This window comes from Collinsella aerofaciens (assembly GCF_028206995.1).
GTDB lineage: Bacteria > Actinomycetota > Coriobacteriia > Coriobacteriales > Coriobacteriaceae > Collinsella > Collinsella aerofaciens_AQ.
This window is the reverse complement of record NZ_JAQLFL010000006.1, coordinates 56815-82265: the sequence shown is the minus strand read 5'-3', so window position 1 is coordinate 82265 and position 25451 is coordinate 56815. Positions and strand designations below refer to the sequence as shown.

The 25451-nt window shown below is 59.5% G+C and carries 24 protein-coding genes and 1 riboswitch; of the genes, 15 read left to right on the top strand and 9 right to left on the bottom strand.

Going from position 1 to position 25451, the window contains the following annotated elements:
• Window positions 1-31 precede the first annotated feature (31 nt).
• Window positions 32-772: a 4-hydroxy-tetrahydrodipicolinate reductase gene (dapB, locus tag PMX60_RS05900; protein ID WP_216595137.1), complete on the bottom strand. Its 741-nt coding sequence runs from the start codon at window positions 770-772 to the stop codon at window positions 32-34.
• Entirely contained in the window at window positions 765-3074 is a 2310-nt protein-coding gene (gene dapA, locus PMX60_RS05895; protein ID WP_271747224.1) for a 4-hydroxy-tetrahydrodipicolinate synthase, read from the bottom strand. The genes dapB and dapA overlap by 8 nt, the downstream gene beginning before the upstream one ends.
• A gap of 65 nt (window positions 3075-3139) precedes the next feature.
• Window positions 3140-3308: riboswitch (Lysine riboswitch) on the bottom strand.
• 144 nt (window positions 3309-3452) lie between these two features.
• On the opposite strand from dapA, the gene PMX60_RS05890 reads away from it, so the two are divergent.
• From PMX60_RS05890 to PMX60_RS05860, 7 genes are all read left to right on the top strand, one after another.
• Window positions 3453-4640 (top strand): N-acetyldiaminopimelate deacetylase, encoded by a 1188-nt coding sequence (locus PMX60_RS05890; protein ID WP_271747223.1) that lies wholly within the window; start codon window positions 3453-3455, stop codon window positions 4638-4640.
• 102 nt (window positions 4641-4742) lie between these two features.
• Window positions 4743-5024 (top strand): type II toxin-antitoxin system RelE/ParE family toxin, encoded by a 282-nt coding sequence (locus PMX60_RS05885; protein ID WP_022094131.1) that lies wholly within the window; start codon window positions 4743-4745, stop codon window positions 5022-5024.
• Window positions 4996-5337: a HigA family addiction module antitoxin gene (locus PMX60_RS05880; RefSeq protein ID WP_022094130.1), complete on the top strand. Its 342-nt coding sequence runs from the start codon at window positions 4996-4998 to the stop codon at window positions 5335-5337. The genes PMX60_RS05885 and PMX60_RS05880 overlap by 29 nt, the downstream gene beginning before the upstream one ends.
• Before the next feature lie 29 nt (window positions 5338-5366).
• On the top strand, window positions 5367-5690 hold the full coding sequence (locus PMX60_RS05875; protein WP_022094129.1) for a hypothetical protein: 324 nt from the start codon (window positions 5367-5369) through the stop codon (window positions 5688-5690).
• A 164-nt stretch (window positions 5691-5854) separates the two neighbouring features.
• Entirely contained in the window at window positions 5855-6397 is a 543-nt protein-coding gene (locus PMX60_RS05870; RefSeq protein ID WP_022094128.1) for a DUF4352 domain-containing protein, read from the top strand.
• Between the two features lie 39 nt (window positions 6398-6436).
• On the top strand, window positions 6437-6859 hold the full coding sequence (locus tag PMX60_RS05865; RefSeq protein WP_271747220.1) for an XRE family transcriptional regulator: 423 nt from the start codon (window positions 6437-6439) through the stop codon (window positions 6857-6859).
• 98 nt (window positions 6860-6957) lie between these two features.
• Entirely contained in the window at window positions 6958-8337 is a 1380-nt protein-coding gene (locus tag PMX60_RS05860; protein ID WP_271747219.1) for a serine/threonine protein kinase, read from the top strand.
• Window positions 8338-8374: 37 nt separating this feature from the next.
• Here PMX60_RS05860 and PMX60_RS05855 read toward each other — a convergent pair whose 3' ends face one another.
• Window positions 8375-9508 carry a coiled-coil domain-containing protein gene (locus PMX60_RS05855; RefSeq protein ID WP_271747218.1) on the bottom strand — a complete coding sequence of 378 codons (1134 nt, stop codon included), beginning with the start codon at window positions 9506-9508 and terminating at the stop codon, window positions 8375-8377.
• A 234-nt stretch (window positions 9509-9742) separates the two neighbouring features.
• Complete coding sequence (locus tag PMX60_RS05850; protein ID WP_271747217.1) at window positions 9743-10375, bottom strand: MOSC domain-containing protein; 633 nt, start codon at window positions 10373-10375, stop codon at window positions 9743-9745.
• Between the two features lie 220 nt (window positions 10376-10595).
• Here PMX60_RS05850 and PMX60_RS05845 point away from each other — a divergent pair, with 220 nt between their 5' ends.
• Window positions 10596-11852 carry a carboxylate--amine ligase gene (locus PMX60_RS05845; RefSeq protein ID WP_055287233.1) on the top strand — a complete coding sequence of 419 codons (1257 nt, stop codon included), beginning with the start codon at window positions 10596-10598 and terminating at the stop codon, window positions 11850-11852.
• 84 nt (window positions 11853-11936) lie between these two features.
• Complete coding sequence (locus tag PMX60_RS05840) at window positions 11937-12683, top strand: aspartate/glutamate racemase family protein (RefSeq protein WP_271747215.1); 747 nt, start codon at window positions 11937-11939, stop codon at window positions 12681-12683.
• A 126-nt stretch (window positions 12684-12809) separates the two neighbouring features.
• Here PMX60_RS05840 and PMX60_RS05835 read toward each other — a convergent pair whose 3' ends face one another.
• The 5 genes from PMX60_RS05835 to PMX60_RS05815 form a co-directional block, all read right to left on the bottom strand.
• The gene (locus PMX60_RS05835) at window positions 12810-13556 is read right to left on the bottom strand and encodes an energy-coupling factor transporter transmembrane component T family protein (RefSeq protein ID WP_271747214.1); all 747 of its coding nucleotides are present in this window, start codon (window positions 13554-13556) and stop codon (window positions 12810-12812) included.
• Complete coding sequence (locus tag PMX60_RS05830) at window positions 13549-15300, bottom strand: ABC transporter ATP-binding protein (RefSeq protein WP_271747213.1); 1752 nt, start codon at window positions 15298-15300, stop codon at window positions 13549-13551. Before PMX60_RS05830 ends, PMX60_RS05835 begins: the two co-directional genes overlap by 8 nt.
• Window positions 15301-15512: 212 nt before the next feature.
• Complete coding sequence (locus tag PMX60_RS05825; protein ID WP_117840202.1) at window positions 15513-16085, bottom strand: hypothetical protein; 573 nt, start codon at window positions 16083-16085, stop codon at window positions 15513-15515.
• Between the two features lie 399 nt (window positions 16086-16484).
• On the bottom strand, window positions 16485-18434 hold the full coding sequence (locus tag PMX60_RS05820) for a C69 family dipeptidase (RefSeq protein ID WP_271747212.1): 1950 nt from the start codon (window positions 18432-18434) through the stop codon (window positions 16485-16487).
• 408 nt (window positions 18435-18842) lie between these two features.
• Entirely contained in the window at window positions 18843-19760 is a 918-nt protein-coding gene (locus tag PMX60_RS05815; RefSeq protein WP_156597430.1) for a diacylglycerol/lipid kinase family protein, read from the bottom strand.
• A gap of 98 nt (window positions 19761-19858) precedes the next feature.
• On the opposite strand from PMX60_RS05815, the gene rnd reads away from it, so the two are divergent.
• From rnd to PMX60_RS05785, 6 genes are all read left to right on the top strand, one after another.
• Window positions 19859-20992: a ribonuclease D gene (gene rnd, locus PMX60_RS05810; RefSeq protein WP_161115935.1), complete on the top strand. Its 1134-nt coding sequence runs from the start codon at window positions 19859-19861 to the stop codon at window positions 20990-20992.
• Window positions 20993-21056: 64 nt separating this feature from the next.
• Complete coding sequence (locus PMX60_RS05805) at window positions 21057-21761, top strand: zinc metallopeptidase (protein WP_227790106.1); 705 nt, start codon at window positions 21057-21059, stop codon at window positions 21759-21761.
• A 115-nt stretch (window positions 21762-21876) separates the two neighbouring features.
• Complete coding sequence (gene xseA, locus PMX60_RS05800; protein ID WP_416377922.1) at window positions 21877-23328, top strand: exodeoxyribonuclease VII large subunit; 1452 nt, start codon at window positions 21877-21879, stop codon at window positions 23326-23328.
• A gap of 42 nt (window positions 23329-23370) precedes the next feature.
• Window positions 23371-23637: an exodeoxyribonuclease VII small subunit gene (gene xseB / locus PMX60_RS05795; protein ID WP_006234311.1), complete on the top strand. Its 267-nt coding sequence runs from the start codon at window positions 23371-23373 to the stop codon at window positions 23635-23637.
• Window positions 23638-23686: 49 nt separating this feature from the next.
• On the top strand, window positions 23687-24022 hold the full coding sequence (locus PMX60_RS05790; protein WP_035137921.1) for a histidine triad nucleotide-binding protein: 336 nt from the start codon (window positions 23687-23689) through the stop codon (window positions 24020-24022).
• A gap of 147 nt (window positions 24023-24169) precedes the next feature.
• On the top strand, window positions 24170-25348 hold the full coding sequence (locus tag PMX60_RS05785) for an acetate/propionate family kinase (protein WP_271747211.1): 1179 nt from the start codon (window positions 24170-24172) through the stop codon (window positions 25346-25348).
• Window positions 25349-25451: the final 103 nt, after the last annotated feature.

Sequence of the window (25451 nt, the reverse complement as noted above, 5' to 3'; positions counted from 1 at the left end):
TCTCCTTTGAGTGGATCCGGTTGATACCTGGTTAGGCAAACATGACCTGGTCGAACGTATAGAAGCCAGGCTCGCGGGTGACGAGCTTCTGCGCGGCTGCCAGGGCGCCGTTGACGAAGATCTGACGGCTCGTGGCGCGGTGCGTGAGCGTGACCTCCTCGTCCTGGCCGAAAAAGCTTACCTCGTGCACGCCGGCGACGGTGCCGCCGCGCAGCGAGTGCATGCCGATCTCCTTGGGGTCGCGCGCGCCGCACATGCCCTCGCGGCCATAGACGGGGTGGTAGCCTGCCTCGGGCTCGGCTTCGACGACGGCGTCGAGCAACAACTTGGCAGTGCCGCTGGGGGCGTCGACCTTTTGATTATGGTGCGTCTCGACGATTTCGCAGTCAAAGCCGGGCAGCTCGCGCGTGGCCTGGGCAACCAGATGGCGCAGGGCGGCGATACCGATAGAGTAGTTGCCCGAGTGCATAACACGGGCGTTCTGACCCAGCTCGCGCAGGCGATCCACCTGCTCGGGCGTATAGCCCGTGGTGCCGGAAACGAGTGCGGCACCCGTGCGCTCGACATAGGCGACAACGGCATCGAAGGTCACGACGTTCGAGAAGTCGATGATTACATCGGCGGCCGGTGCGCTCTCGAGCTCGGACAAGTCGAAGCCGATCTGGGCGACGATGTCAAAAACGGGCTCTCCAGCGGTGTTGACAATGCCCTCGGCGGTGGTGCGGATGAGCGAGCCCATGCGGCCCGTTCCCATAATGACGGTCTTAATCAAGCAGACCAGCTCCTTTCAGAGCATCGGTAAGTGCGGAGCGCGTGTCGTCTGCCATGGGGCACAGCGGCATGCGGTAGTTTGCCTCGATCATACCCATCTGGGCGAGTGCTTCCTTGACGGGGATGGGGTTGACCTCGCTAAAGAGGGCATTGATGAGCGGCTGGCCGGCAATCTGGATATCGCGGGCGCGCTCCACGTCGCCGTCCAGATAGGCGCGGCACATGTCGTGCACGAGCTGCGGCTGAACGTCGGCCCACACGCTGATGGTGCCCGAAGCGCCCAGGCTCATGAGCGGCACGGTGAGGGCGTCCTCGCCCGAGTACATGCGGAAGTCGTCGGACAGCAGGTGGGCGATCTTGGCCGCGTAAGCGACGTTGCCAGAGGCTTCCTTAATACCCATGATGTTGGGATGTGCGGCCAGGCGCTCTACGTTGCGCTCGCTGATGCCGCAGCCGCAACGGCCGGGGATGTTGTACAGGATGCAGGGGATGTCCACAGCATCGGCGACGGTCTTAAAGTGCTGATAGATACCCTCTTCGTTGGACTTGTTGTAGTAGGGGGTAATGAGCAGCAGGCCGTCGGCTCCCAAGCCCTGGTAAGTGAGCGACTTGGTGAGCATGGTTTGCGTGGAGTTGGAGCCCGAGCCGGCGATGACGGGGACGCGTCCTGCAACATGCTTGACCACGGCGGCGACGACGGAGTTGTCCTCGTCATCGGTCATCGTGGCGCTCTCGCCGGTGGTGCCCAGGGTGAGGATGGCGTCGGTGCCGTTTTGCAGGTGGAAATCGATAAGGCGCTCGAGTGCGTCAAAGTCGACGCTGCCGTCCTTTTTAAACGGCGTGACGAGGGCGACGATTGAGCCCTCGAGGTTGCGGATATCCATGTTCTTCTCCTTCGCTTCCGCGATCTGGATGCGCTTATTCCATTGGGCGGCGACGGCCAAGCGCTCGTCTTGGGCGCGACGGCGGGCACTTTCGGCGCGCGACTTGGCCAGCAGCTCTCGGCCGCTCGGCAGCACGTCGAGCGTGGCAAAGTAATCGCCCGGGCGCTCGGCACGGCGGATGAGGTCGGCTGAGCCATCGGGGCGCAGCAGAACCTCGGCGGAGCGCAGACGTCCGTTGTAGTTGTAGCCCATGGAGTAGCCATGCGCACCGGTATCGTGGATCACAAGCAGGTCGCCCATGTCGATATGCGGTAACTCGCGATCGATGGCGAACTTGTCGTTGTTCTCGCATAGGTTGCCCGTGATGTCGTAGGTGTCCGTAACGGGTACTGTGGTCTTGTCGGCGCCACCCGGCTGGCCCATCACCGTAATGTGGTGGTAGGCGCCATACATGGCAGGGCGGATCAGATCGACGGCGCTTGCGTCGACACCGATATAGTCCTTGTAGATCTGCTTCTCGTGGATGGCCTTGGTGACCAGGCAGCCGTAGGGGCCTATCATATAGCGGCCCATCTCGGTGCAGATGGCCACATCGCCCATACCGGCGGGAACCAGGATCTCGTCGTATGCCGCGTGTACTCCCTCGCCGATGGCGTGAATGTCGTTGGCCTGCTGTTCGGGCAGATAGGGGATGCCGACGCCGCCGGACAGATTGATGAAGGCGACGTGTGCGCCGGTCTCGCGCTCCAGGCGTACGGCAAGCTCAAAGAGGATGCGTGCGAGCTTGGGGTAGTAGTCGTTGGTGACGGTGTTGCTGGCAAGGAATGCGTGGATGCCAAAGTCCTCGGCGCCCTTGGCCTTGAGCATGCGGAAGGCCTCGAAGAGTTGCTCGGTGGTCATGCCATATTTGGAGTCGCCCGGGTTGTCCATGATGCCGTTGGAGAGCTGGAACAGACCGCCTGGATTAAAGCGGCAGCTGACCGTCTTGGGGATGGGCCCCGCAACGCGCTCAAAGAACTCGATGTGGCTGATGTCGTCAAAGTTGACGATGGCGCCCAGCTTGTCGGCGAGCTCAAAGTCGGCAGCCGGCGTGTCGTTGGACGAGAACATGATGTCGTGTCCCGTGATACCCAGCGAGCGGGCGATCATGAGCTCGGTATAGCTCGAGCAATCGCAGCCGCAGCCGTATTCGTTGAGAATGGAGATGAGCGCCGGGTTGGGGTTGGCCTTGACGGCAAAGTATTCCTTAAAGCCCGGGTTCCATGCAAAGGCGTCGCGCACTTCTTGCATGTTGCGGCGGATGCCCGCCTCGTCGTATAGATGAAACGGCGTGGGGAACTGCTCGACGATATGCTCGAGTGTCTCCTTGTCCACAAACGGCTGCTTGGCCGCATATGCCTCGTTGGGGGTCAATGCCATGTCCCGTAAACCTCGCTATCCAGACGGCGCCATCTGCGCATCGAATCCGCATAGCGTGGACCCAATGTCCGGATAGCGCTCCCGCATTGCTGCAGACAGTCCTGTGGGTGTTTCCCACAGGCCCACCAGGTTGTTCGTGCCCGAAAAACCCAGTTCGGCGGGTTTCGCCTCCCCACGGGGTCAAAGCCTGCCGGCTCGCCCGCGGTTCTTCGTGCCCGCGCCTCTATCAAGTGGTAAAGACCCTATCACGTTGCACTTTACCAAACAAGAGTATTCGTATATAACGTTTAAAAAATGCAGGGATATGCTGGAAACATGTGCGCCACAATCCTGTATCACAATAAGTTGCAACAGATGTGCCTCACGAAGGGATCCTCTATGACCGAGCTCCAAGAACTCCGTCGCTATCGCCGCGATCTCCATCGCATTCCGGAGCTCGATTTCGATCTTCCGCAAACCATTGCCTATATCGAGGGCGTGCTGGCACCGCTCGCTTGCGAGGTGACCCATCCGTGCCCCAGCTGCGTCTGTGCTTTCTTCGACGCCGGTGTTGATGCCGCGCATGCTACGGCGATTCGCGCCGATATGGATGCGCTGCCCATCGTGGAGGCGACGGGAGCGGCCTTTGCCTCGACCCATCCCGGCAAGATGCACGCTTGCGGACATGACGGACACATGGCCATGGCGCTTGCCGCCGCGACGCATGTTGACCGTACGATTCGCGAACAGCCGGGCGCCATTAGGCGCAACGTTCTCTTTGTGTTCCAGCCGGCCGAGGAAACGACCGGTGGTGCCAAGACGGTATGCGAGAGTGGTGTGTTCGAGCGCTATGGGGCCGACCGCATTTTTGGCTTCCATGTGTGGCCCGATCTGCCTGCCGGCACGTTGGCGAGTTGTTCCGGTCCGCTGCTGGCGCGTTCGAGCGAGACGCATATCCATATTCACGGTACGAGCATCCACATCGCTAAGACCTATGGTGTGCCGGTTGGGGAGTCGCACGATGCCGCGTTGGCGGCAGCGAAGTTTTTGGTTGCCGAGCGCGAGCTGATGGACGAGCTGGGCACCGACGAGCCCTGTATCGGTAAGTTTGGTCTGCTGCAGGCCGGTACCGTCTGCAACGCGGTGGCGGGGGAGGCCCATGTTGCCGGCAGCCTACGTGTGTTTACGGACGACATGTTCGACCGTGCGCGCGAAGGCGTACGCCGTGTGCTCGACGAGGCGTGCACCGCAACGGGCTGCACGTATGATCTTGACTTTGCCGAGGGCTATCCACCGGTCGATAACGACCCTGAGTTGTTTGCCCGAATCGCGCCCGCTCTGCCCGAATTGCAGCTCGTGGACGAGCCGCTGCTAATCGCCGAGGATTTCGCGTTCTATCAGCGCCATCTGCCGGGCGTGTTTTTCCTGCTGGGCACGGGTATGCCAGAGGACCAAGACAACCCGAGTGATTCGGATGGCTGCCCCGCCTATGCCACAAGCGCTCTGCATACCGATAGCATGCTCTTTGACGAGGAAATTCTACTCAAGGGCCTCGATGTCTACAAACGATTGCTTTTGCTTGACTAAGGTGTGAAGGACTATTTGTTCTAGAAAACACGAACAAACGTACGATATAATAGAGATGTAAGTCTATAGAAACGTTTGACGTTACTAACGTAAGGCGATACTATGATTGCATCGTATGAAGATGAGGATACCGAACGCTTTGCCATGGGTGTGCGGGTCAGGAGGTTCGTGCCCTTTGAGCGTGTTGCGTTGAGGAAGATTCGCCAACTGCAGGTTTGTGCTTCGCTTGATGATCTTCGCGTTCCGCCGGGCAATCGCCTGGAAGCTTTGAAGGGCGATCGTGCCGGTCAATATAGCATCCGTGTTAACGAGCGCTATCGGGTCTGTTTTGAGTGGAGACAGGAGATGGCTTGGAATGTCGAAATCGTCGATTATCACAAGTGATGAGACCTCGTCCGATTTGCTGTCGCCAGTGACTCCTGGTGAGCTTCTCAAAGAGGAGTTTCTTGTTCCCATGGGCATTTCTCAATATCGCCTTGCGAAAGAGACCGGGATTCCGGCTCAGCGTATCGGGCAGATTGTCTTGGGAAAACGTCGCGTGACGGCCGACACCGACCTCCGTCTTTGCCGTTATTTTGGCCTGACGGATGGTTATTGGCTGCGCGCTCAGGTGGCGTTTGACCTTGAGGCCGAGAAAAGGCGGATCGAACCGGAACTCGATAAGATCGTTCCTGTTCAGCAGGCCATTGCGCTGTAGTGCTCAGAGATGATGGGGGTGGCGTGACGATGAGGCGACGCCGACAGCCTGCCGTATATAGTCCGGGTGGATGCGGGTGCGGTTTGCTGCTGCTCCCGGTTATTGCTGTGAGCATTGGCGTGATGTTTGCGCTTGCTGGACTGGCGGCAGCGGCACTTGTGCTGTTGATTGTGGCCATCGGCGTGACGATTTGGCTGTGCCGTTCTCGCGAGCAACGTCGTGCCGACGGTAAGACCAATGTAGGATGGATTGCCTTTTTGGTCATCGCCTACCTGCTGAGCATCAGCTACCTGGCGTTCTTTGTCCTGTTGATGATCAGTGCTTTTACCGGGGAATCCGTCGCGGTGGTTTGATGCGCTGCCAGCAGACGGTCGCGCAAAGTGCGTTTGCTCGGCGTTTGGATAACTGCATTGGCCGTTTACCGCAACCTTAGCTCTCAGCTAATGAATTCAAGTTTAATCCTTCCTACGATGTGCTGTGTGCCGGCACGGTAGCCGGATCGTAGAAAGGATGCATAATGAAAAAGCTCGAAAACGAAGTGCTGCTGAGCCGTCGCACTGCACTTGGCGCATTCGCCACCGTCGCCTTGGGGACTGCCGGTCTTCTTGCCGGTTGTGATAGCGATAAGGCGACCGTCACCGAGGACGCTGGCGATGACGACAAGAAGGAAGAGGCGAAGAAGGAAGAGCAGTCTACGACTGACCTGGCGGTTGGTGCGACGGTGACCACGGCTTCCGGTCTTTCCGTCGTTGTCGATTCCGTCCAGCCCGGCCTCACAAATTATGACGGTTCGACCATGACGGGCATTCACGTCACGTACGTCAACAATGGCGATGAGGGCGCAGATTACAACATCTACGACTGGAAGGGCGAGGACGCCAACGGCGCTCAGCAGAATCAGGGTTACTACAGCGAGGGCTCCGATGAGCTGCAGTCTGGTACCCTTTCCGCCGGTGGCTCCGTGGCGGGCAATATCTACTTTGATGGCGATATCAAGAAGGCACTGTATTTTGCCAACATGTTTGATAAGTCTGCCACTGCAAGCTGGGTGCTGGCCTAGCATGTCGCTACCGTTGCGCCGTATGGGAGGTGAAGTCGTATGCCCGATAAAAAGCTGACTGACGAGTTACTCAATGAGCTTCTCGACGCGCCAAACATCGATGGCTATATCAAAGAACACGACTTTGCCACCCCGTCGCTTTCGAACTACCTGAAGCAGCTACTGCAGGAAAAGGGCTTGGAGCGCTCGCGCGTGGTTCGTATGGCCGATCTCAATGAGACCTTTGGCTATCAGATCTTTACCGGCGCGCGTCATCCGAGTCGCAATAAGGTGCTGCAGATTGCCTTTGCGATGGCGCTGACGCTCAAAGAGACCAACCGTGCGCTGACGGCTGCCGGGGTAAGCGTCCTTAACTGCAAGGACCGCCGCGATGCGATTATCATTTTTTGCATCGATCGCGGGTGCAGCCTCCAAAAGGTCAACGAGGAGCTGTATCGCTTTGGCGAGGAGACGGTGAGTTAGCGGCTGATATCTGAGCCGGCGGAGCTGCCGAACAACGATGCAAACGAACGGGGCGTGGATGCCATGGGGTGTCTGCGCCCTGCGCTATGATGGAGGCTATGGATACTCAGATCCCAACATATTCCGATGACGAGCTGACCGCAGCGCTTGCCGAGCACCTGGCGTCGCTCGATCGCGACGACAGCTATCGCGTGGAGCGTGTACTTAAGCGCTCGTCCGTTGAAACAACCGAGCTCGTGTACTTTGAAGGAACCGGCGGTGGTTCGCTCGGCCCCTTTGTCCGTAAACGCATCGATGCTTCGGCTCAAATCGGCGGGGCATACGAGCGTCTGTTTGCCGCGCAACGGGCAGGTAGGCGTTTTGAGCACCTGCCCAGAATCGTCGATTGTCGTCGTGTGGGCGACGAGCTCAACGTGGTTATGGAATACATCGAAGGGGAGACACTCGGGGCTCTGGTGGACCGTCTGGGAGCCACCCCCGATTATGCGCGTGAATTGTATCCTGTCCTTTGCGACGCCGTGGGCGAGCTCCATGCCGGTTTTGCAATGGCGGGGGAGACGTCGGCGCCGGTGATCCATCGCGACCTCAAGCCGTCGAATATCATCGTGACAGGTGCCAACTATACGCCTGATGACGGCCTGACATTTTCATCGCTGGTGATTATCGACCTAGGGATCGCGCGCGTATGGCGCGATGGCGCCGATGCCGACACCGTCAAGTTTGGCACACGACCCTATGCGCCGCCCGAGCAGTATGGGTTTGGGCAGACGAGTGTGCGCAGCGACGTCTACGCACTTGGCGCCCTGTTGTTCTTCTGCTTGACGGGAGTCGACCCTAAACCAGGGCTCGACATGCGCGAGCAATGCGAGGCGCGTGGCATTCCCACTCCACTTGCCGATGTCATCTGCATGTCGATGGCGCTCGACCCGGCCAAACGTTTTGCGAGTGCGGAAGCGTTGGGACGGGCGACGCGCGTGGCATACGACCTGATTCACCCCGTGCGGCCTTCTGCGCCTGCGCCTGTCCGTACTCCGGCCTCGGAGACGGTGTTGGCGTCCCAAGGGCTCCAGAACCCCGCAGGGCTTCCTAGGCCTGCCGCCTCCGCTGCATGCGGCCTGCTCTCTCGCGTTCCGGAGTCTCTGGGGCGCATTTGGAATACGCTCGTCTGCTTCTCGCTGCTTGTGTTCTTTGCCGGAAGTCACTTTGCCGTCTTTCACCCCACCGGAGCAAACCAAAGCTACCCGACGTGGCTTCTCATAATCGAGTATTTTTTCTTTGTCGATGGTCTTATGGTGCTTATGCATTTTGCGCTGCTCGATAAGCGCCGTCTTCGTCGGCGATTCGCACTGCTCGACAGCTATCGCGGCAAGAAGCTCGCGAAACTCTGGCTCAAGGCATTGGGTGTGCTGCTCCTATGCATGATCGTCATAGTTGCGGTTGCCAATGTGACCGGCGTCGTCGATACCTCCGCTACCTAAAAGAAAAGGGCCCCATTGGGGCCCTTTGCAGTTGCACTTAGATGCGGTTCATCTGAGCGGCGACTTTGTTGTACCAGTCCTGCCACGTGGGCGGGCAGTACTTTTTGGCCGCTGCCGGGGTAAGGGTGGAGCCGTAGTTGGCGCCCAGATAGGCAACGTGAGCGGAGATGCCCTCGCTCCAGCTGCCAAAGCTGCGCCAACCGCCGCCACGTGCACTCCAGCCCCAGGCGTTGTAAGAATTGGCGCAATAAGCACCCTTGGTGCTTTCGATGCAGGCGATGGCGGGGGACCAACGGGGGTCGACACCGGTATTCCAAGCGGCGACGGCAAAGTTATAGCCCTGGCCTGCCATGGGGGAGCCGGCGAGATAATTGTCGATGCGGCTCGTCCACTCATTAATGAACGAATCGTAATCGGAGCTACCGGTATTGGCGTTGTTCACCGTGGTGTCGATGGTGGTGTTGGTGTTGGTGGCCTGGCTGCTGGAATTGCTGCCGCTTACGCCCTCGCCCGAGAGCTTTTCGGCGGCAGCGGCCTTATCGGCCTCAAGCTTGGCAAGCTCGGCGGCATTTTCCTGCTCGGCTTTTTCCTGTGCCTCGCTGCGGAGCTGCTGGGCCTGCGCCAGCGCATCCTCGGCGTTTTTCTGCTCTGCCTCAAGCTGTGACTTGGCCTGCTGGAGCTCGGCCTTGTTCTGCTCGAGTTCGGTTTGCATGTTATTGAGCTCTTCGATCTCGTCGACGCTCGAGCTCGTGATCTGGTTGGTGTATTTGCAGGTCGTGATGAACTCACCCAGGCTCTGCGCGTTGACCAGGAAGCTCACGATGGGATTGGTGCCCTTCTGATACTTGTACAGATCGCGCATGGCGGAGCTTGCCTTGGCCTGCTGCTCGGGAAGCTTAGCCTCGATTTCCTCGATGCTTGCCTCATTGGAGTCAATCTGCTTTTGCAGGTCATCGAGTTTGGTGCGGGCGTCGTTGTAGGCGCTCGTGGCGGCTTCGATCTTCTGCTGGGCTGCGGAAAGCTGGTCCTGCGTTGCCTGCGAGGCGGCATACGCCGCAACGGGGGAGAGCATCGGCGAGGCCGTCAGCGCAACGGCGAGCGCGGCGCTCGTGATGATACGAGCCGGCTTCGACGCAATGAGCGCTGCGGTGCGATGATTCGAATGCTGCATCCAGTCCCTCTGCAATCAATCGTAGGTTATGGTTCGAACGGTATTCTACTACTGCTTTCGACCTCAACTTGAACCTTAAAGGTTCCAAAGGGTCAAGTTGAACTTGAGGCTTTGGCTTTGACCTGCAGTTATGATGAATTGTTGAGAAACCATAGAGTTCAACTTTAACGTTACGGGGGCCTGTTTAAGAGGAACTTTGGGCTGTAAAAGCTATCTCAACGTGGGGTTTTACAACTACAGCGTGCCCTCCTGGCGAGCCTGCTCAATCTCTTCGAGCGCCTCGGCGGGGGTGAACGAGCAAGTGCCGTCGCCGAGCTTGACCACCTGGATTTCGTCGCCGGTATGGACCTCTCCGCCCTTTAGTACCACGCCGAAAACGCCCTCGTGGGGAAAGATGCAGTCGCCGGCGAGATAGTAGATGGCACAGCGGGTATGGCAGACTTTGCCGATCTGGCTGATTTCGACGAGCACTTCGCTGCCGAGCTTGAGCTGCGTGCCCAAGGGGAGTGAGAGCAGGTTGATACCCTGGGTGGTGAAGTTCTCGCCAAAGTCGCCCTCGTGCACATCGAGCCCGCGCGCCTGCGCCGTCTGGATAGACTCTGCAGCTAAAAAGGAGACCTGACGGTGCCAATGCCCGGCGTGCGCATCGGAGGCGAGGCCAAACTGCTCGACGACGGTGTCGTGCCCGTCGGCGACGGGTGACTTACGCGTGCCTTTGTGCTCCGACGTGTTGATTGAGACGATGCGGACAGGCCCGTTGTAAGCATCGTTTGCGGTGCGTAGGGGAGCTGCCGTCTGGGCACGATCCGCAAGTTCGCGCTTTGCGGCGTCAATGATGGGGTTGTTGATCGGATGAGCCTGGGGCACGGTGCACCTTTCGACGGGGCGGGCAACATGTTGAATCCTACAACAATGGTAGGTTCATTGCCCATTGTCATACAACGGTGAGCGCCGTCTTCGTGCTGGACGATTACGTCGACTGCCATAGATACGGTGGAGCTTTGGGCGCCGGCGGCTTGGCACGCTAGAATAAATCAGTTGCGCAAAGACCGCCCGTTGTGTGGGCAGTTCATGATAGGAAGTTTCCATGGCATTGCAATTTACAGAGCGCGAGTTCATTCCCGTGCTGCTCGGTGGCGACATCAACGCCTATTCGGTGGCGCGCGCCTTCTACGAGGAGTACCAGGTCAAGAGTCTGGTCTTTGGCAAGTATCAGACGGGCCCCGCGTACCGCAGCCAGATTATCGACTACACGCCCAACGTGGATATCGACACCATGCCCGTGATGCTCAAAACCGTCAACGGCATTGCCCAAGCGCATGCCGACAAGACGATTGTCCTTGTGGGCTGTGGCGATAACTATGTTGCCCTCGTGGCTCAGGCCAAAGATGCTCATGAGCTGGCGGATAACATCGTCGCTCCCTACGCGCCCTACAGCATGCTCGAGCAGTGCCAGAAGAAGGAGATCTTCTACGAGCTGTGCGAGAAGCATGGCGTGCCCTATCCGCACACGTTTACCTTTACCAAGGCGATGCTCAATGCCCAGGGTGAGGCGCCTGCCGAAGTGCTCGACCAGATCGATTTTCCTTACCCGATGATTCTGAAGCCTTCCGACGGCATCATGTGGTGGCAGCATGAGTTCGAGGGCCAGAAGAAGGCCTATGAGATTGCCGACCGCGCCGAGCTGGAACAGGTCATTCGCGATTCGTATGCCAGCGGCTACACCGACGATCTGATCTTGCAGGATCGCGTGCCCGGCAACGACGAGTACATGCGCGTGCTCACCAGCTATTCCGACCGCAACGGTAAGGTCCGCATGATGTGCCTGGGCCATGTGCTGCTCGAGGAGCATCAGCCCCACGGTGTCGGCAACCATGCCTGTATCATTACCGAGCCCAACGACGAGCTCATGGGCGGCGTGCGCAAGTTGCTCGAGGACCTTCACTTTGTGGGCTATTCCAACTTTGACGTTAAGTACGACGAGCGCGATGGCTCGTTTAAGTTCTTCGATTTCAACACGCGCCAGGGTCGCAGCAACTACTACGTTACCAACAGCGGCTTTAACGTTGCCAAGTATGTGGTGGACGAGTATGTGCTCAACCGCCCGTTTGAGCCGGAGTTTGTGACGGCGCAGGACGAGGCCCTGTGGATGGTCGTCCCCATGGGCGTCGTCGACAAGTACGTCAAGGATCCCGAGCTGCGCGCTAAGGTGCATCGCCTGGACAAGGAGGGCAAGGGCGCCGACCCTTCGTTTATGAAGGGCGACTTTGTCTTTAACCGCTGGCTGCGCATGTGGCACACCAAGCTGCGCCACTTTAAGCTGTTCAAGACGTATTACAAGTAGATGAGCGCGGCGCCCGTCCGGTTTGCATCGGGCGGGCGCGGGTATGATACGCGCAATTGCGCAAGCGTCACCAAGGAGGCGGCGATGGAAAAGCTGGGAGTTATCGGCGGCATGGGCGCCGAGGCCACGTCGTATTACTACGACCAGGTGGTGCGTCATACGGCTGCTGCCTGCGATCAGGAACATATCGACATGGTGGTACTCTCCAAGTCGACCATGCCCGACCGCACGCTGGCCATTAAGACCGGCGAGCATGCCAAACTGCTGGCGACCATGAAAGAGTGCGCCCAGGCACTCGAGTCGCTGGGCTGTGCACACATTGCCATTCCCTGCAACACGTCACACTACTTCTATGACCAGATCCAGTCGTTTACGAAGGTGCCGATTATCCACATGCCGCGTGAGTCGGTGCGCTATGCTCTGGCCGGTGCGGTGATGGGGGAGTGCGAGTTCGACCCCAACCTGAGTATGCCGGCCGAGCCGGTGCATAAGATCGGCCTCATGGGAACCGATGGCACCGTGGGCGCGGGCGTCTACGGCCGCGAATGCGAGGCCGCGGGTGTCGAGGTTGTCTATCCCAGCGAGAAACGTCAGAACGATGTGATGTCGCTTATCTACGATGATGTGAAGGCCGGACGTGAGCCCGATATGGATAAGTTCGACCGCGTGATGTGGGAGTTCGCCCGTAGCGGCTGCGACCGCGTCATTCTGGCCTGCACCGAGCTCTCGGTGTTGCAAAAGTACCGAGAGATGCCCGAGATCACCCTCGACGCCATGGATGTCCTGGTGCGCGAATCCATCATCCGCAGCGGCGCCCCCTACCGCCTCTAGCTTCCGACCTGCCAAAAAGGGACAGGTTTATTTTGGTAGGTTTTATCTGGTGAAACAGTAAAGGCCTCGGCTCGTTTGGTGCGAGCCGAAGCCTTTTGCGTTGGGGCGGTTGCTGTCGGTGGTGAACTAGAACAGGAAGCCGATGACGATGAGGGCGATGCTGACGATGAGCACGGCGATGTCCAGGCCCTTGATGGGGTAGCGCTTGTACGAGCTGGCGCGCGTACGCAGATAGAAGCCGCGCTGTTCTGCCGCCAAGGCTGTGGCATCGGTCTTGCCCACACTCGAGATGAGCAGCGGCACGCACAGTGGCAGCATGAGCTTAAGCTTCTTGATGGGGTTCTTGGTGTCGTACTCGACGCCGCGTGCGGTCTGCGCCTCCATGATGGCGTTCATCTCCTGACCAAACACCGGCACAAAGCGCAGCGCCGTGGTAAAGGTGAAGGCATAGCGATACGGCACGTGCAGCACCTCGACGCAGGCGTTGGCAAGGTCGTTGAGCTTGGTCACCATGAGCATGAGGATGAGTGGTAACGCCACACCCAGCAGGCGCAGACAGGCCTTCGATCCCGTGATGAGGCCCGTGTCGGTGATAAAGCTCCACACCACGTTGCCATCGCGCATAAAGGCCAGCTGGAGCACCAGCATGATAAGCGCGAGCGGAATCAGCAACTTGAGCAGCGAGAACAGACGGTTGACGACGCCGGCATAGGCACCCAGTGCAAGGGTGAGTGCCAAAAAGCCCAGCAGCGCCACGTAGGTGTCGGACAAAAAGATGCCGACGATGATGGCGGCGGCGAGGCCCAGTTTGACGACGGGGTTCAGGCGATGCAGCAGCGTATCGCCCGGCATGTAGTCGATGACGTTAACCACGGTGGACCATCTCCTTGGTAATTCGAACGACATCGGTGACCTCGCTCACCTGCGCAAAAGCGGGCGAGACGGAAGATGCCAGACGGCGCGAGAGTTCAATAACCTGGGGAGGCTCCACGTAGGCACGCCGCATGAGATCGATGTTCGAGAATAGCTCGTGCGTGCGGCCGCGGTCGAGGATGCGACCGTCGGCCATTACCACAATGCGCTCGGCAAAATCCGAGACGACTTCCATATCGTGGCAGACCATGATAACGGCGCAACCGCGCTCGGCCATGGTGCGCACCGTTTCCATGACGGTCATGCACTCGCGGTAATCAAGGCCGCTCGTGGGCTCGTCGAGCACAACGATCTTGGGCTCTACGACCACGACAGAGGCGAGTGCCACCATCTGGCGCTGACCGCGCGAGAGCGAGAAGGGCGCCTCGTCGGCTGGCAAGCCAAAGCGGTCGATGACGAGCTGGGCGCGACGCAGAGCCTCGGCACGGTCCATGCCGCCAAGCTCCAAGCCAAAGGCGACCTCGTCGAGCACGGTGTCCTTGCAGATCTGGCGGTCGGGGTTTTGGAAGAGGGTCGCGACCTCGCGAGCGATGCGGCTCGTGGAAACGGCTGCGGTATCCAGTCCCGTGACGCGCACGCTGCCCGAGGCGGGCTTGAGCAGGCCCGTGAGCAGCTTGGTGAGCGTGGTCTTGCCGGCACCGTTCTGGCCGACGATGCCCACGAGCTCGCCAGGATAGAGCGTCAGGCTAAGGTCGTGTACGGCGGCGCCGCCATTGGGATAGGCAAACTCAACATGGTCGAAGGTGAGTACGGGTTCGGCGTCCTTGGCATGAGGGCGCAACGACGGTGCATGCGGGGAACCGGCGGGTGCCTGGGCTTCGATAGCCGCGCGTGCGGGGTCGACGATGCCCGAAATCATGCGCTCGGCCTCATCGACATCCAAGCAGGGGGTACCGCTTACCAGGCCATCGGCCTCGAGGCTATTGAAGATACGCGTGACGCGAGGGCAGTCGACGCCGATGGCACGGAGCTCGTCGGTATGCGCGAAGACCTCGTGTGGCTCGCCCTGCAGCGCAATTTCGCCATGGTTGAGCACGAGCACGCGGTTGCAGTACTCCGAGAGCAGGGCGACCTTTTGCTCAACGACGACGATGGTGATTCCAAGTGCGCGGTTTGCCTCACGCAGCGTCTCGAAAACCAACGTGGAGCTGGCGGGGTCGAGTGCCGCGGTGGGCTCGTCGAGAACCAAGACGCGCGGACGCATGGCGAGGATGGCGGCGATGGCTACCTTTTGCTTCTGTCCGCCCGAGAGCGTGGCGATCTCACGGTCGCGCAGGTCGCTGATGCCGACGGTCTCGAGCGTTTCGCTCACGCGCTGCTCGATCTGGTCGTGGGGAACGCCAAAGTTCTCGAGGCCAAAGAGCGTCTCGTCCTCGACGACCGAAGCGACCATCTGCGTGTCGATATCCTGCAGCACACTGCCGACGATTTGCGACACGTCGGTCAGCGAGACCTCGCAGGTGTCGTGGCCGTCGACCATGACGGACCCAAAGAACGTGCCGGTGTAGTGGTGGGGCACGGCGCCCGACAGACAGGCGGCAAGCGTGGACTTGCCGGCGCCCGAGGGCCCGATGATGCCGATGAAATCCCCCTTGTTCACGCTGAGCGAGATGTGGCTGAGCGCCTGCTCGGTCTGCGTGCCATAGGAGAACGAGACATCGTCGACGTTGATGATCGTTTCCATGGATACCTTTCATAGTCATTGGGGACGTTCTTTAATGACTAGTCGTTTAAGAACGTCCCCAAAAGCTCGTTGTTTGGGACAGTCTTTGGTGGTGAAGTACGGAGACGGCTTTACGAGGTGCCCCAGGTTGGCGCGAAAGAGGAACGAAGCGTACTTGGGTACGCGAGCGACGAATGAACGCCAAGATGGGGTGGCTCGTAAAGCCGAGCAGGTTAGTTGAGCTTAAGGGCCTTCTGGATGGGCAGGTAGAGAGCGCCGACCAGGATAGCGTTAAAGACGGCGGTCATGGCGACGACGGGCAGCATAGCGGCGGCGAGCTCGCCTACCACGCCGAGCATGGCCATCTTGATGACCATGAAGATGACGCCGGAGACAAAGGTGGTCAGGAAGGTTGCGACAATGGCGATCGCGGGCTTGACCTGACCGTTCTTGCCGGCGGCGTTGACGATGCCGGCCATGAGCATGGCGGCGATGCCCTCGGCGGCAAAATCGACGAAAGGCGAAGTGGTGGTGATCTGGATCACGGCAGCCGAGATGAGGCCAATGACGAGCGCCTGGCCGATGTTGGGGCGAACGACCAGGATGGTGAGGCAGAAGGCCGAGATGATGAACTCGGGGCTGATCATGCCGCCCGAGATGCCCGAGATGGCCTTGCCGACGGTGAAGTTGAGGATGAAGCCTGCAGCGAGCAGGATGGCGAGCAGGACGAGGGCGCGGACGTCGAGTTTGCCGCGGTCGGCGGTCTGGACGGTGCGGGGCTGGGTGGCGGTGGTGTTCTGAGACATGGTGAAAATCCTTTCGGAAGGGGAGTGCAAGAGAAAAGCGGAGGCGCGTGATGCGAATGCGATCGGGCTCGAGATAGAAAAAGGCCCCCGGTCGAAACCGGAGGCCTTCCAATCACCTAGAGCGCAAAAACAGGCGTGAGGGACTCACTGTCGACCGACCGTATTCGCATCACGCCACCACCAGTTGTTGAGAGACTTCATCGTGTTCTTCATGTTGGTGGCTCCTTTCGTGATGCCGTGGCGCGGTCGCACCTAGTTGCTGTTGCGCTGCACTATAGCACAGCGAAGTGTATGCGGGGAAATCTTTTTGAAAAAGATTTCATGCGGGTTTCCCGCCGGTCAAAAGGCGGGTTAAGCGGGCGAGGCTGCCATTGCTGCCTTGCCCGCTCAGCTAGGACGTTACTCCTTATTGCGACGGTAGAGGAAGTAACCGCCCGCGGAGATGACGGCAACGCCAGCGATGGCGAATGCAGCCACCACGCGGCCATCAAAACGATCACCGGTGGTGGGCAGGCCGCCCTTGGTGTTCGCCTTGTTGGTGGTTACCGTGGTCGTGGTGTCCGACTTGCCAGGCTTCTCGGGCTTGGTGGTGGGCTGCTCGGGCTTAGCGGGCTGCTCGGGGGTACCGGGCTGCTCAGGAGTACCAGGCTGCTCGGGAGTGCCAGGCTGATCCGGGGTTACCGGGTCGGTGGCAAGAGCGTCCTTGGCGTAGGTGATGGACACCTTGAGGCCGTTGGTCTCGGTGTTCAGGTCGCTCGGGGTGAAGGGCTGGTCGAAGTTCTCAGCCTTCAGATAGGCGCGCATCTCCTGGAGCAAGGCCTTGCACTTGACGTAGGTGTTCTCGGTAGCAGCCTTGCCGGCCTTGTTGGCCAGGGCAGTGCGGCCCTCGGTGGTCGTCTCGGCTAGCATGGCGGCGTCAACTTCCTTGTTCTGCTCGATGAGCTCGTTCTGGAGCGCATCGAGGTAGGCACGGACGCTGATACCAAGGGTGTCAGGGTTCTCAAAGCAGAGCGAGCTGATGTCCATGAGGACGTAGTTGATTGAGTTCTCGGGCTCCTCGTTGTACACGACGTCAGTCTGTTTGCAGTGATCGAAGGAGACGGTCTGATCGCTGAAGTACGGGCTGACCTCAGTTATCAGAGCGGAGTACAACGGGATGGCGACGGAGTACGCGGCGCGGGAGAGCATTTCCCACTGGATGGTAGCGACTTCGGGGTCATACCCGCGACGAATCTGGAAGAGGTTGATCTCGGTGTTGCGCTCGCTGCCGATGCAATAAACACCATCAGTGTTCGCGTTGAGGCCAGGGACGTTCTCGCCGCGGTTGCCAAAGGCACGAATCAGCTCAAAGGTGCTCCAGCCAGACTTGCCAGGCCTGAAGAACAGGGGCTGGATTTCGCTGACCATGGCTCCCTTTTGGTCAGGTTTTCCATCCTTCTTTACTGTGATAATGTCGTAATCTGTGCCTTCGGTCAGCTGACTACCAAAATAATCGCGGCCTTGCACATAGCGGGACCACTGGTTTACGCCGGAATCGGCGAGGCTTTCGCCATACGTTTGGGCGACATCGAATTTGCCGTCAGCGGAGTATTTGGCGAAGCCCTTCTCCACGGGCATGGACTCGATGCCCTCGGAGTGTAGGCAGTTCTCGGGGTCATCAAGGTCGACATCGTAGTTGAGGCTCCCGATATTAGGGTTGAGCGACGCGACGTCGTCAGCGAGCTTCATGGCGATCCACTGATGGGCGGAAAGTGTGGCGAACAGCCAGGTCTCGTTGTTGTCGGCGATGATGATCTGGTCGTTGGTGCAGACGCCTTGATCATCGATCAGTCTGCCGAGAAGCTCGACGCCCTCGCGGGCCGTGGCGCTCTCGCCCAGGATGATGCTGCCGTAACTGTACTCGCCCAGACCCACTTTCTCATCGATGTGGTCTGCTGCATCGGCCTCCTCGTTATAGGAAGTGCTTAGCGTGGCAGAGCAGGAGACGCCCTTCTCGTTGATTCCGGCCTCGGAATAGGCGTCGGTGCGACCCATCCAGTTGGAGGGGTGGTCGCGTACATAGCTGTAACGATAGGTAGGCTTGTTCGAAGTGTATTCAAAAGCAGATTCAATCGAGCTGTACTTAAAGCCAGGTTCGTGGGCAGGTTCGATGCCGTAGTGCTTAAGATAGCGCTTGTCAAAGTCCTCGGCGCGGCCGTAGTACGTATTGCCGTCGGCCGTATAGTTTTTGCCCATGTACATCTGCGTGCAGGCGAGCGCAGATGTCGGCATGGACATGATGGTTGCAGCTCCAAAGGCGAGGCCTATGCCAAGCTTTTTGAGCGCGTTGACGGGGTGAGTTTTCCTCATTTTCCTTCCCAGCGTGCGAAAGCCCTCTGTCGCCAGAGGGCTTCAGCCAATAAAGACACCCCATTAGCGTAACGAACTGGAAACAATATTCATCTATGAAAGACACTTACTCGATAAGCGTGATGAAATATGCGACGAGCGGTTAATTGTACTCAGTTTGTAGCTTTACTTTAATAAAGACGCCCTGTAATTACTGTAGCCGAATAAAGTAGCTGGGAATGCCTGAAATGAAAATCCCCCGCTGTTTGGCAAATGCATAAACAGCAGGGGAGACGATAATTGGATGAATATCATACCAATGTGGAATTACTTCTTCCGGCGGTGGATCACGTTGATCGCATAGCCGACGAGCATGGCCAAAACGATGATGATAAAGCCGAGCAGGGGATTGTCGTTCATAGGGTCCTCCTATTTTCCGAGCGGGGAGAATTCGTCGACGATGAGGTCGAGGCATTGCGGAAGCGCGCGGGCTCCAAAGACGCCCGAATTGCTGGAGATAATCTCGCCATCGAACTGCATGCCCAGCGACGGGGTGCAGGTGATCTTGGCTTCCTTGGTCTGGATGATCTTGAACTGCGGGCGGCCGAGTACCTTGCCGGCGGGGTCGAGTGCGGCGGTGATCACAGTCGGTAGAAGCTGCACAGTTTTTACGGGTTCGATGACCGCAATGTCGACCATGCCATCGTTCATACGGCAGTCGGGGAACAGGTTGATGTCGTTTTGGATGACCGAGGTGTTGCCGGCCATGCAGCAGATGCCGTCGAGCTCCTCGACAATGCCGTCATGCTCAATCGTAAAGTGCGCCACCGTGGGATTGGGCGTGGCGAGCGCGGAGAGGAAGTAGGCGATCTCGCCGATGTCGTTTTTGGTGGGGGCGGCCTTCATCATGATCTCGGCGTCGAAGCCCGAGCCGGCGATGATGATGAAGCCGTGGCGCTTCTCGTTGCCGTTCTCGTCGAGCCAAAAGAGCTCGCCCATGTCCACTTTGACCGTGCGACCGGCGCGGCAAGCCTTGGCAAGCGCCGCCGCCTCGGGGGCATTACCGATGTTGTTGAAGAACAGGCAGGCCGTACCGGAGGGGAAGACGAGCGTGGGGACACCGCATCCGCGCATCTGGTCGAGCACGTTGGAGACGGTGCCGTCGCCGCCCGAGACCACCACGCGATCGAATTCGCGCACGTCTGCCACGGCGTCCTCGGGCTCCATGCCATCGCCGATAAAGCGCATCACGACCTCGTCGCCGCCCTGCGCGAGGGCGTGCGTAAATGCGTAGATTTCATCTGAGCTGGGGCCCGATGCCGGGTTGTGGATGATAAGGCAGCGCATACTTACGTTTCCGTTCTGTGACTAACCGAGTATAGTTGTAAGGCAATGCCGATATCCTACCCGTGTTTTTCGGGCCTAACCTTATTCGATGGGTTGATATGTACATTTCCACACATCAGGCTCTACTCGACTTTTGCCAGCGCGCCCGTAAGTTCGACGCGATTGCCGTCGATACCGAGTTTTTGCGCGAGCGCACGTTCCATCCGCGTCTGTGCTTGGTTCAGATTGCCACCCCTGCCGAGAGCGTCGCGGTCGATCCCCTGGTAATCGACGACCTCTCGCCGCTGGCCGAGCTTATGGCCGACGAGAGCGTGACCAAGGTCTTCCACGCCTGCTCGCAGGATATGGAGGTCATGCTCCATACCGTGGGCGTGCTGCCACGACCGATTTTCGATACGCAGGTCGCCGCCGCTTTTTTGGGCGAGCGCCAGCAGATTTCCTACGGCGCGCTCGTGCAGACGTTTTGCGGCGTCTCGCTGCCCAAGACCGAGTCGCTGACCGACTGGTCGCGTCGCCCGCTGACCGATAAGCAGATTGAGTACGCGATCGATGACGTCAAATACCTGATCGTCGCCTATACCGAGATGATGAGCCGCCTGCGCGAGCTGGGCCGCGTGGACTGGGTGTTCGACGAGTTGCGTCCTCTGGTCGATGAGTCGCACTACCGTGCCGATCGCCACGAGGCGTTCCGTAAGGTCAAGCGCATCAATTCGTGCAGCCGTCACCAGTTGGGCATCGCGCGCGAGCTCGCCGCCTGGCGCGAGGATCGCGCCGAGCGCCGTAACATCCCGCGCAAGTGGGTCATGTCCGACGACACGCTGCTTGCGCTCGTTAAGCGCAATCCCGTGCGCGTTGAGGAGTTCCGTAGCATTCGCGGTACCGATCAGTTGGGGGAGCGCGACGTGGACGGCGCGCTCATGGCCATCAAGCGCGGCGCGAGCTGCCCGCACGATCGCCTGCCGCTCATGGTGCGCGGGCATCGTCAGATCTCTCCGGAGTTGGAGAGCGTGACGGACCTGATGTATGCGCTCATTCGCCTAGTTGCCGAGCGCTCGGGCGTGGCGACCTCGGTCATTGCCTCGCGCGATGACCTGGCCGACTATATTGAGCACCCCGAGCAGAGCCCCCTGCGCGAAGGCTGGCGCTTCGAGCTCGTGGGCTCACGCCTGGACGATTTGCTCTCGGGCAATATGGGGTTGACGGTGAAGGACGGCAAAATCGAGCTCCTGTAGGGAAGCCTAGCCGGTTGAGTGGGTAGAATGCCTCCAACGTGTAATTCGATTCGGAGGAATTCGCATGCCTTATTACTATGGTTACGGCTTTGGCATCGACCCGCTGTACCTGCTGGTTGTTCTTGTTTGTACAGTGCTTGGCCTTGCTGCGCAGAGCTATATCAATTCGACGTACAAGACCTGGTCCAAGGTTCGCTCGGACGGCGACACGGGCGCCACGGTTGCTCGCCGCATGCTTGACGCCAACGGTTGCAATGCCGTGGGTATCAAGGGTGTCGCCGGTGAGCTCACCGACCATTACAACCCGCAGGATAACAACCTGTATCTGTCGGATGCCAACCGTTCGGGCGGTTCGGTCGCAAGTGTTGCCGTCGCCTGCCACGAGGCGGGCCATGCCGCCCAGCGTCAAAGCGGCTATGCCATGATGAAAGTACGTACCGCCCTCGTGCCGGTCGTCAACTTTACCCAGAACACCTGGACCATCGTGTTGCTCTTGGGCCTGTTTATGAACATTGCCGGGCTCACATCCCTCGCGTTGATCTTCTTCTCGTTTAGTGTACTGTTCCAACTCGTTACGCTGCCTGTCGAGATTGACGCCAGCCGACGCGCCGTGGCGTACATCGAGCAGTCGGGTATGAGTTCCAAGCAGGTCAACGGTGCCAAGAAGGTACTGACGGCTGCCGCGCTTACCTATGTTGCCGCTGCGCTCACCTCGATTATTCAGCTGCTCTATCTTATGGCTCGCTACAACAGAAACTCCAACCGATAACAAATTGGGTCGCTGGGCGCCGCGGGGATTCGTGTCCCCGCGGCGCTGTACTATGTGTTGGACTTAAATTTGCGCAGGGCCGAAGCCCTTGTGCACGATGACGAAAGGAGGCTGCGTGGCAGGCTGGAATCTGACCGGCAATACCGTTTCCGCCGAGTTTGACGGTTCGGACGAGCGGGAGCGCAAGGAGCTCAGCGTGAGCCAGGCGGTAGAAATCGCCGCCGGTGCGCTCGATGCCATTCCGCAGCTGAGTGTCCTGGGCGAGGTCACGGGTTTCCGTGGTCCCAACGCCCGAAGCGGCCACTGCTACTTCCAGATTAAAGACGACTCGGCCGCCGTCGACTGCATCATCTGGAAGGGCGCCTATCTCAAGCGTACCTTCGATCTGCGTGACGGCATGCAGGTGAGCTTTAAGGGCAGCTTCAACCTCTATAAGCCCACGGGTCGTATGAGCTTTGTCGCTCGCTCGTTTTCGCTGGCGGGGGAGGGTCTGCTGCGTCAACAAGTGGCGCAACTGGCCGAAAAGCTACGCCGTGAGGGTCTGATGGACGAAGCGCGCAAGCGCCGCATACCGGTGTTCTGCTCGCGCGTGGCGGTCGTCACCTCGCTTTCGGGTGCCGTAATCGATGACGTCAAGCGCACGCTGCGCCGTCGCAACCCGCTTGTCGAGCTTGTTTGCGTGGGGGCTAAAGTTCAAGGCGAGGGTGCGCCGTCAGAGCTCATTGAAGGCCTGCGCCGCGCCGCTGCCATTACGCCGGCGCCCGATTGCATCTTGCTGGTGCGCGGCGGCGGCTCCTTTGAGGACCTCATGACCTTTAATGACGAGGAGCTTGCCCGCGCGGTGGCGGCTTGCCCCGTGCCCGTGGTGACCGGCATTGGCCATGAGCCCGATACCTCGATTTGCGACATGGTGAGCGACCGTCGCGCCTCCACGCCTACGGCGGCGGCCGAATCGGTGGCGCCGGCTATGACGGAGTTGGCCGATGTGCTCGAGGCGCGCTATCAGCGTCTGGGTGCCGCGATGGCATCGATGATTGGGTCGGCCCAGGTCGACCTGGAGATGCTCGATCAGCGCGGTCGCCGTGCCTGGGATACCTATACGGCTCGCTTGGGCGATGCGCTCGATGCGGCTGCGTGCCGCCCGTGCCTCAACGACCCAACGTTTATGGTTGAGCGTCGCGAGTCTGAGCTTGCCCTGACGGCCGATCGTTTGTCCGGCGCCATAACGCGTTCGGTTGGGGCATTCCGCTCCAACTTTGAGCGTCTACCCGAGCGCTTGATCGCAAGCACCTCAGGACTCGATGGCAAGCGCCATGCGCTCACGCTCGCAAGCTCCCGCCTGGAGCATCAGGGGCGCACGATGCTCAGCAAGCCAGCGTCCGACCTGGGCCGTGCAGCGGCTTCGCTCGATGCCCTGTCGCCGCTCAAGGTGCTTGCCCGCGGCTATTCCATCGCGTACAGCGTTGACGGCGTGGCTACAAGTGCCAAGACCTTTAAGCCGGGCGACGCCATTCGCGTGCGCATGGCAGACGGCAACGTGGCAGCAACGGTCAATACGGTCGAATAGACCGCGTTTTACAGTGATAAACCTTTGGGAAAGGAAACAGCTATGGCAGAGAAGACCCCGGTCGAGCAGCTTACGTACAAGCAGGCTTCGCAGGAGTTGGAGCTCATCATTCGCAGCTTGGAGTCGGGCGATATGGAGCTCGAGGAATCGCTCGAGAGCTATACCCGCGGCGTCGAGCTCCTCAAGAGCCTGCGCACCCGCCTGTCCGATGCCGAGCAGAAGGTCTCGGTGCTTCTTAAGGACGTTGACGGCAACGACGTGCTCGCCGACGGCGAAGCCGCCAACACGGACGACAACCTCTCGTTCTAACCATCCCGACCAAATATAATTGCCTTGGTCTGTGAGAAAGGAACCAACCATGTGCGATTGCATCTTCTGCAAAATTGCCAACCACGAGATCCCTTCGACCGTTGTCTATGAGGACGATCAGGTCATCGCCTTCGACGACCTCAACCCCCAGGCGCCGGTCCACACGCTCGTAATCCCCAAGAAGCACTACAGCGACATCGCCGACAACGTGCCTGCCGAGACCATGGGCGCCATGGCCCACGCCATCCAGGAGGTCGCTAAGGCCAAGGGCCTGGAGGACGGTTTCCGCGTCATCTCCAACAAGGGCGTCAATGCCGGCCAGACCGTCATGCACTTCCACATGCACGTCCTCGGCGGCAAAAACCTGGGCGAGAACCTCATCTGAGGGCGCTTTTTCCTTGCAATGAAACGGAAGCTCAAGCACCGATAACTTATATATCAACGCAATAAACCCGAGCGCGAGGGCGTTTGGGTTTATTATTGAAGCGTATGTAACCTGGCGGCGCCACACCGCCTGTTAGTAGGGAGACACATGAACGTTCTGGTCGTCAACGCAGGATCTTCGACCCTTAAGTATCAGGTCATCGATACCAAGTCCCACAAGGTGTCCGCAAAGGGCTCCTGCGAGCGCGTCTGCTTTACCGGCGGTACCTTCACCCATGCTGCCAACGGTTCCAAGAAGGTGACCGAGAACATCGAGTTCCCCGACCACAAGGTCGCCATCGAGGCCGTCCTGAAGGATCTCGAGGCCAACGGCGTCAAGATTGAGGGCATTGGCCACCGTATCGTTCAGGGCGGCTGGTACTTTGGCGATTCCTCCCTTGTCGACGAGGACGTTCTCGCCAAGATTCGCGAGGTCGCCCCGCTGGCGCCGCTGCACAACAACCCCGAGGCCAACGTTATCGAGTACTGCCTGGAGCAGTATCCCGACCTGCCCAACGTTACGGTCTACGACACCGCTTTCCACTTCAACATGCCCGAGGTCGCCAAGACCTACGCCCTGCCCAAGGACGTTTGCGACAAGCTGCACATCCGTAAGTATGGCGCTCATGGCACCAGCTACCGTTACATCTCCAAGAAGGTCGCCGAGATGACCGACGGCGAGGCCCGCAAAGTCGTCGTGTGCCATATCGGCTCCGGCGCTTCCCTGTGCGCCATCGAGGACGGCAAGTGCATGGACACCACCATGGGCCTCACCCCGCTCGACGGCGTCATGATGGGCACCCGCTGCGGCTCCATCGACCCGGCTACCGTGTGCTACCTGCAGCGCGAGGGCGGCTACACCTTCGACGAGGTCGACGAGATGATGAACAAGAAGTCCGGCCTTTTGGCTGTGACCGGTGGCAAGACCAACGACTGCCGCAACGTCGAGGAGCTTGCCGCCGCTGGCGACCCCGAGGCTCAGCTCGCCTTCGACATGTTCGTCTACAAGATTGCCGCCAAGGCTGCCGAGATGGCCACTTCCATGTGTGGCATGGACACGCTGGTCTTCACCGCCGGCATCGGTGAGCACGCTCCGGCCGTTCGCGCCGGCGTTGCCGACCGTCTGGCCTTTATGGGCGTCAAGATGGACCATGCCCGTAACGCCCTGCGTGGCGATGGCGCTTGGTGCCTGTCTGCCAAGGATTCCAAGGTCAAGATTTTCGTCATCCCCACGGACGAGGAGTTCATGATCGCTTCCGACGTCGAGCGCATCGTCAACGGCAAGTAATTGCAAGAGGGGAGGGGCTGGACGACCGAGCGCCGTTCGGCCCCCCTTTTATGCTCGTTGGGCGATATGCCTGATAGCTATTTATTAAGTTGTGATAACTTCT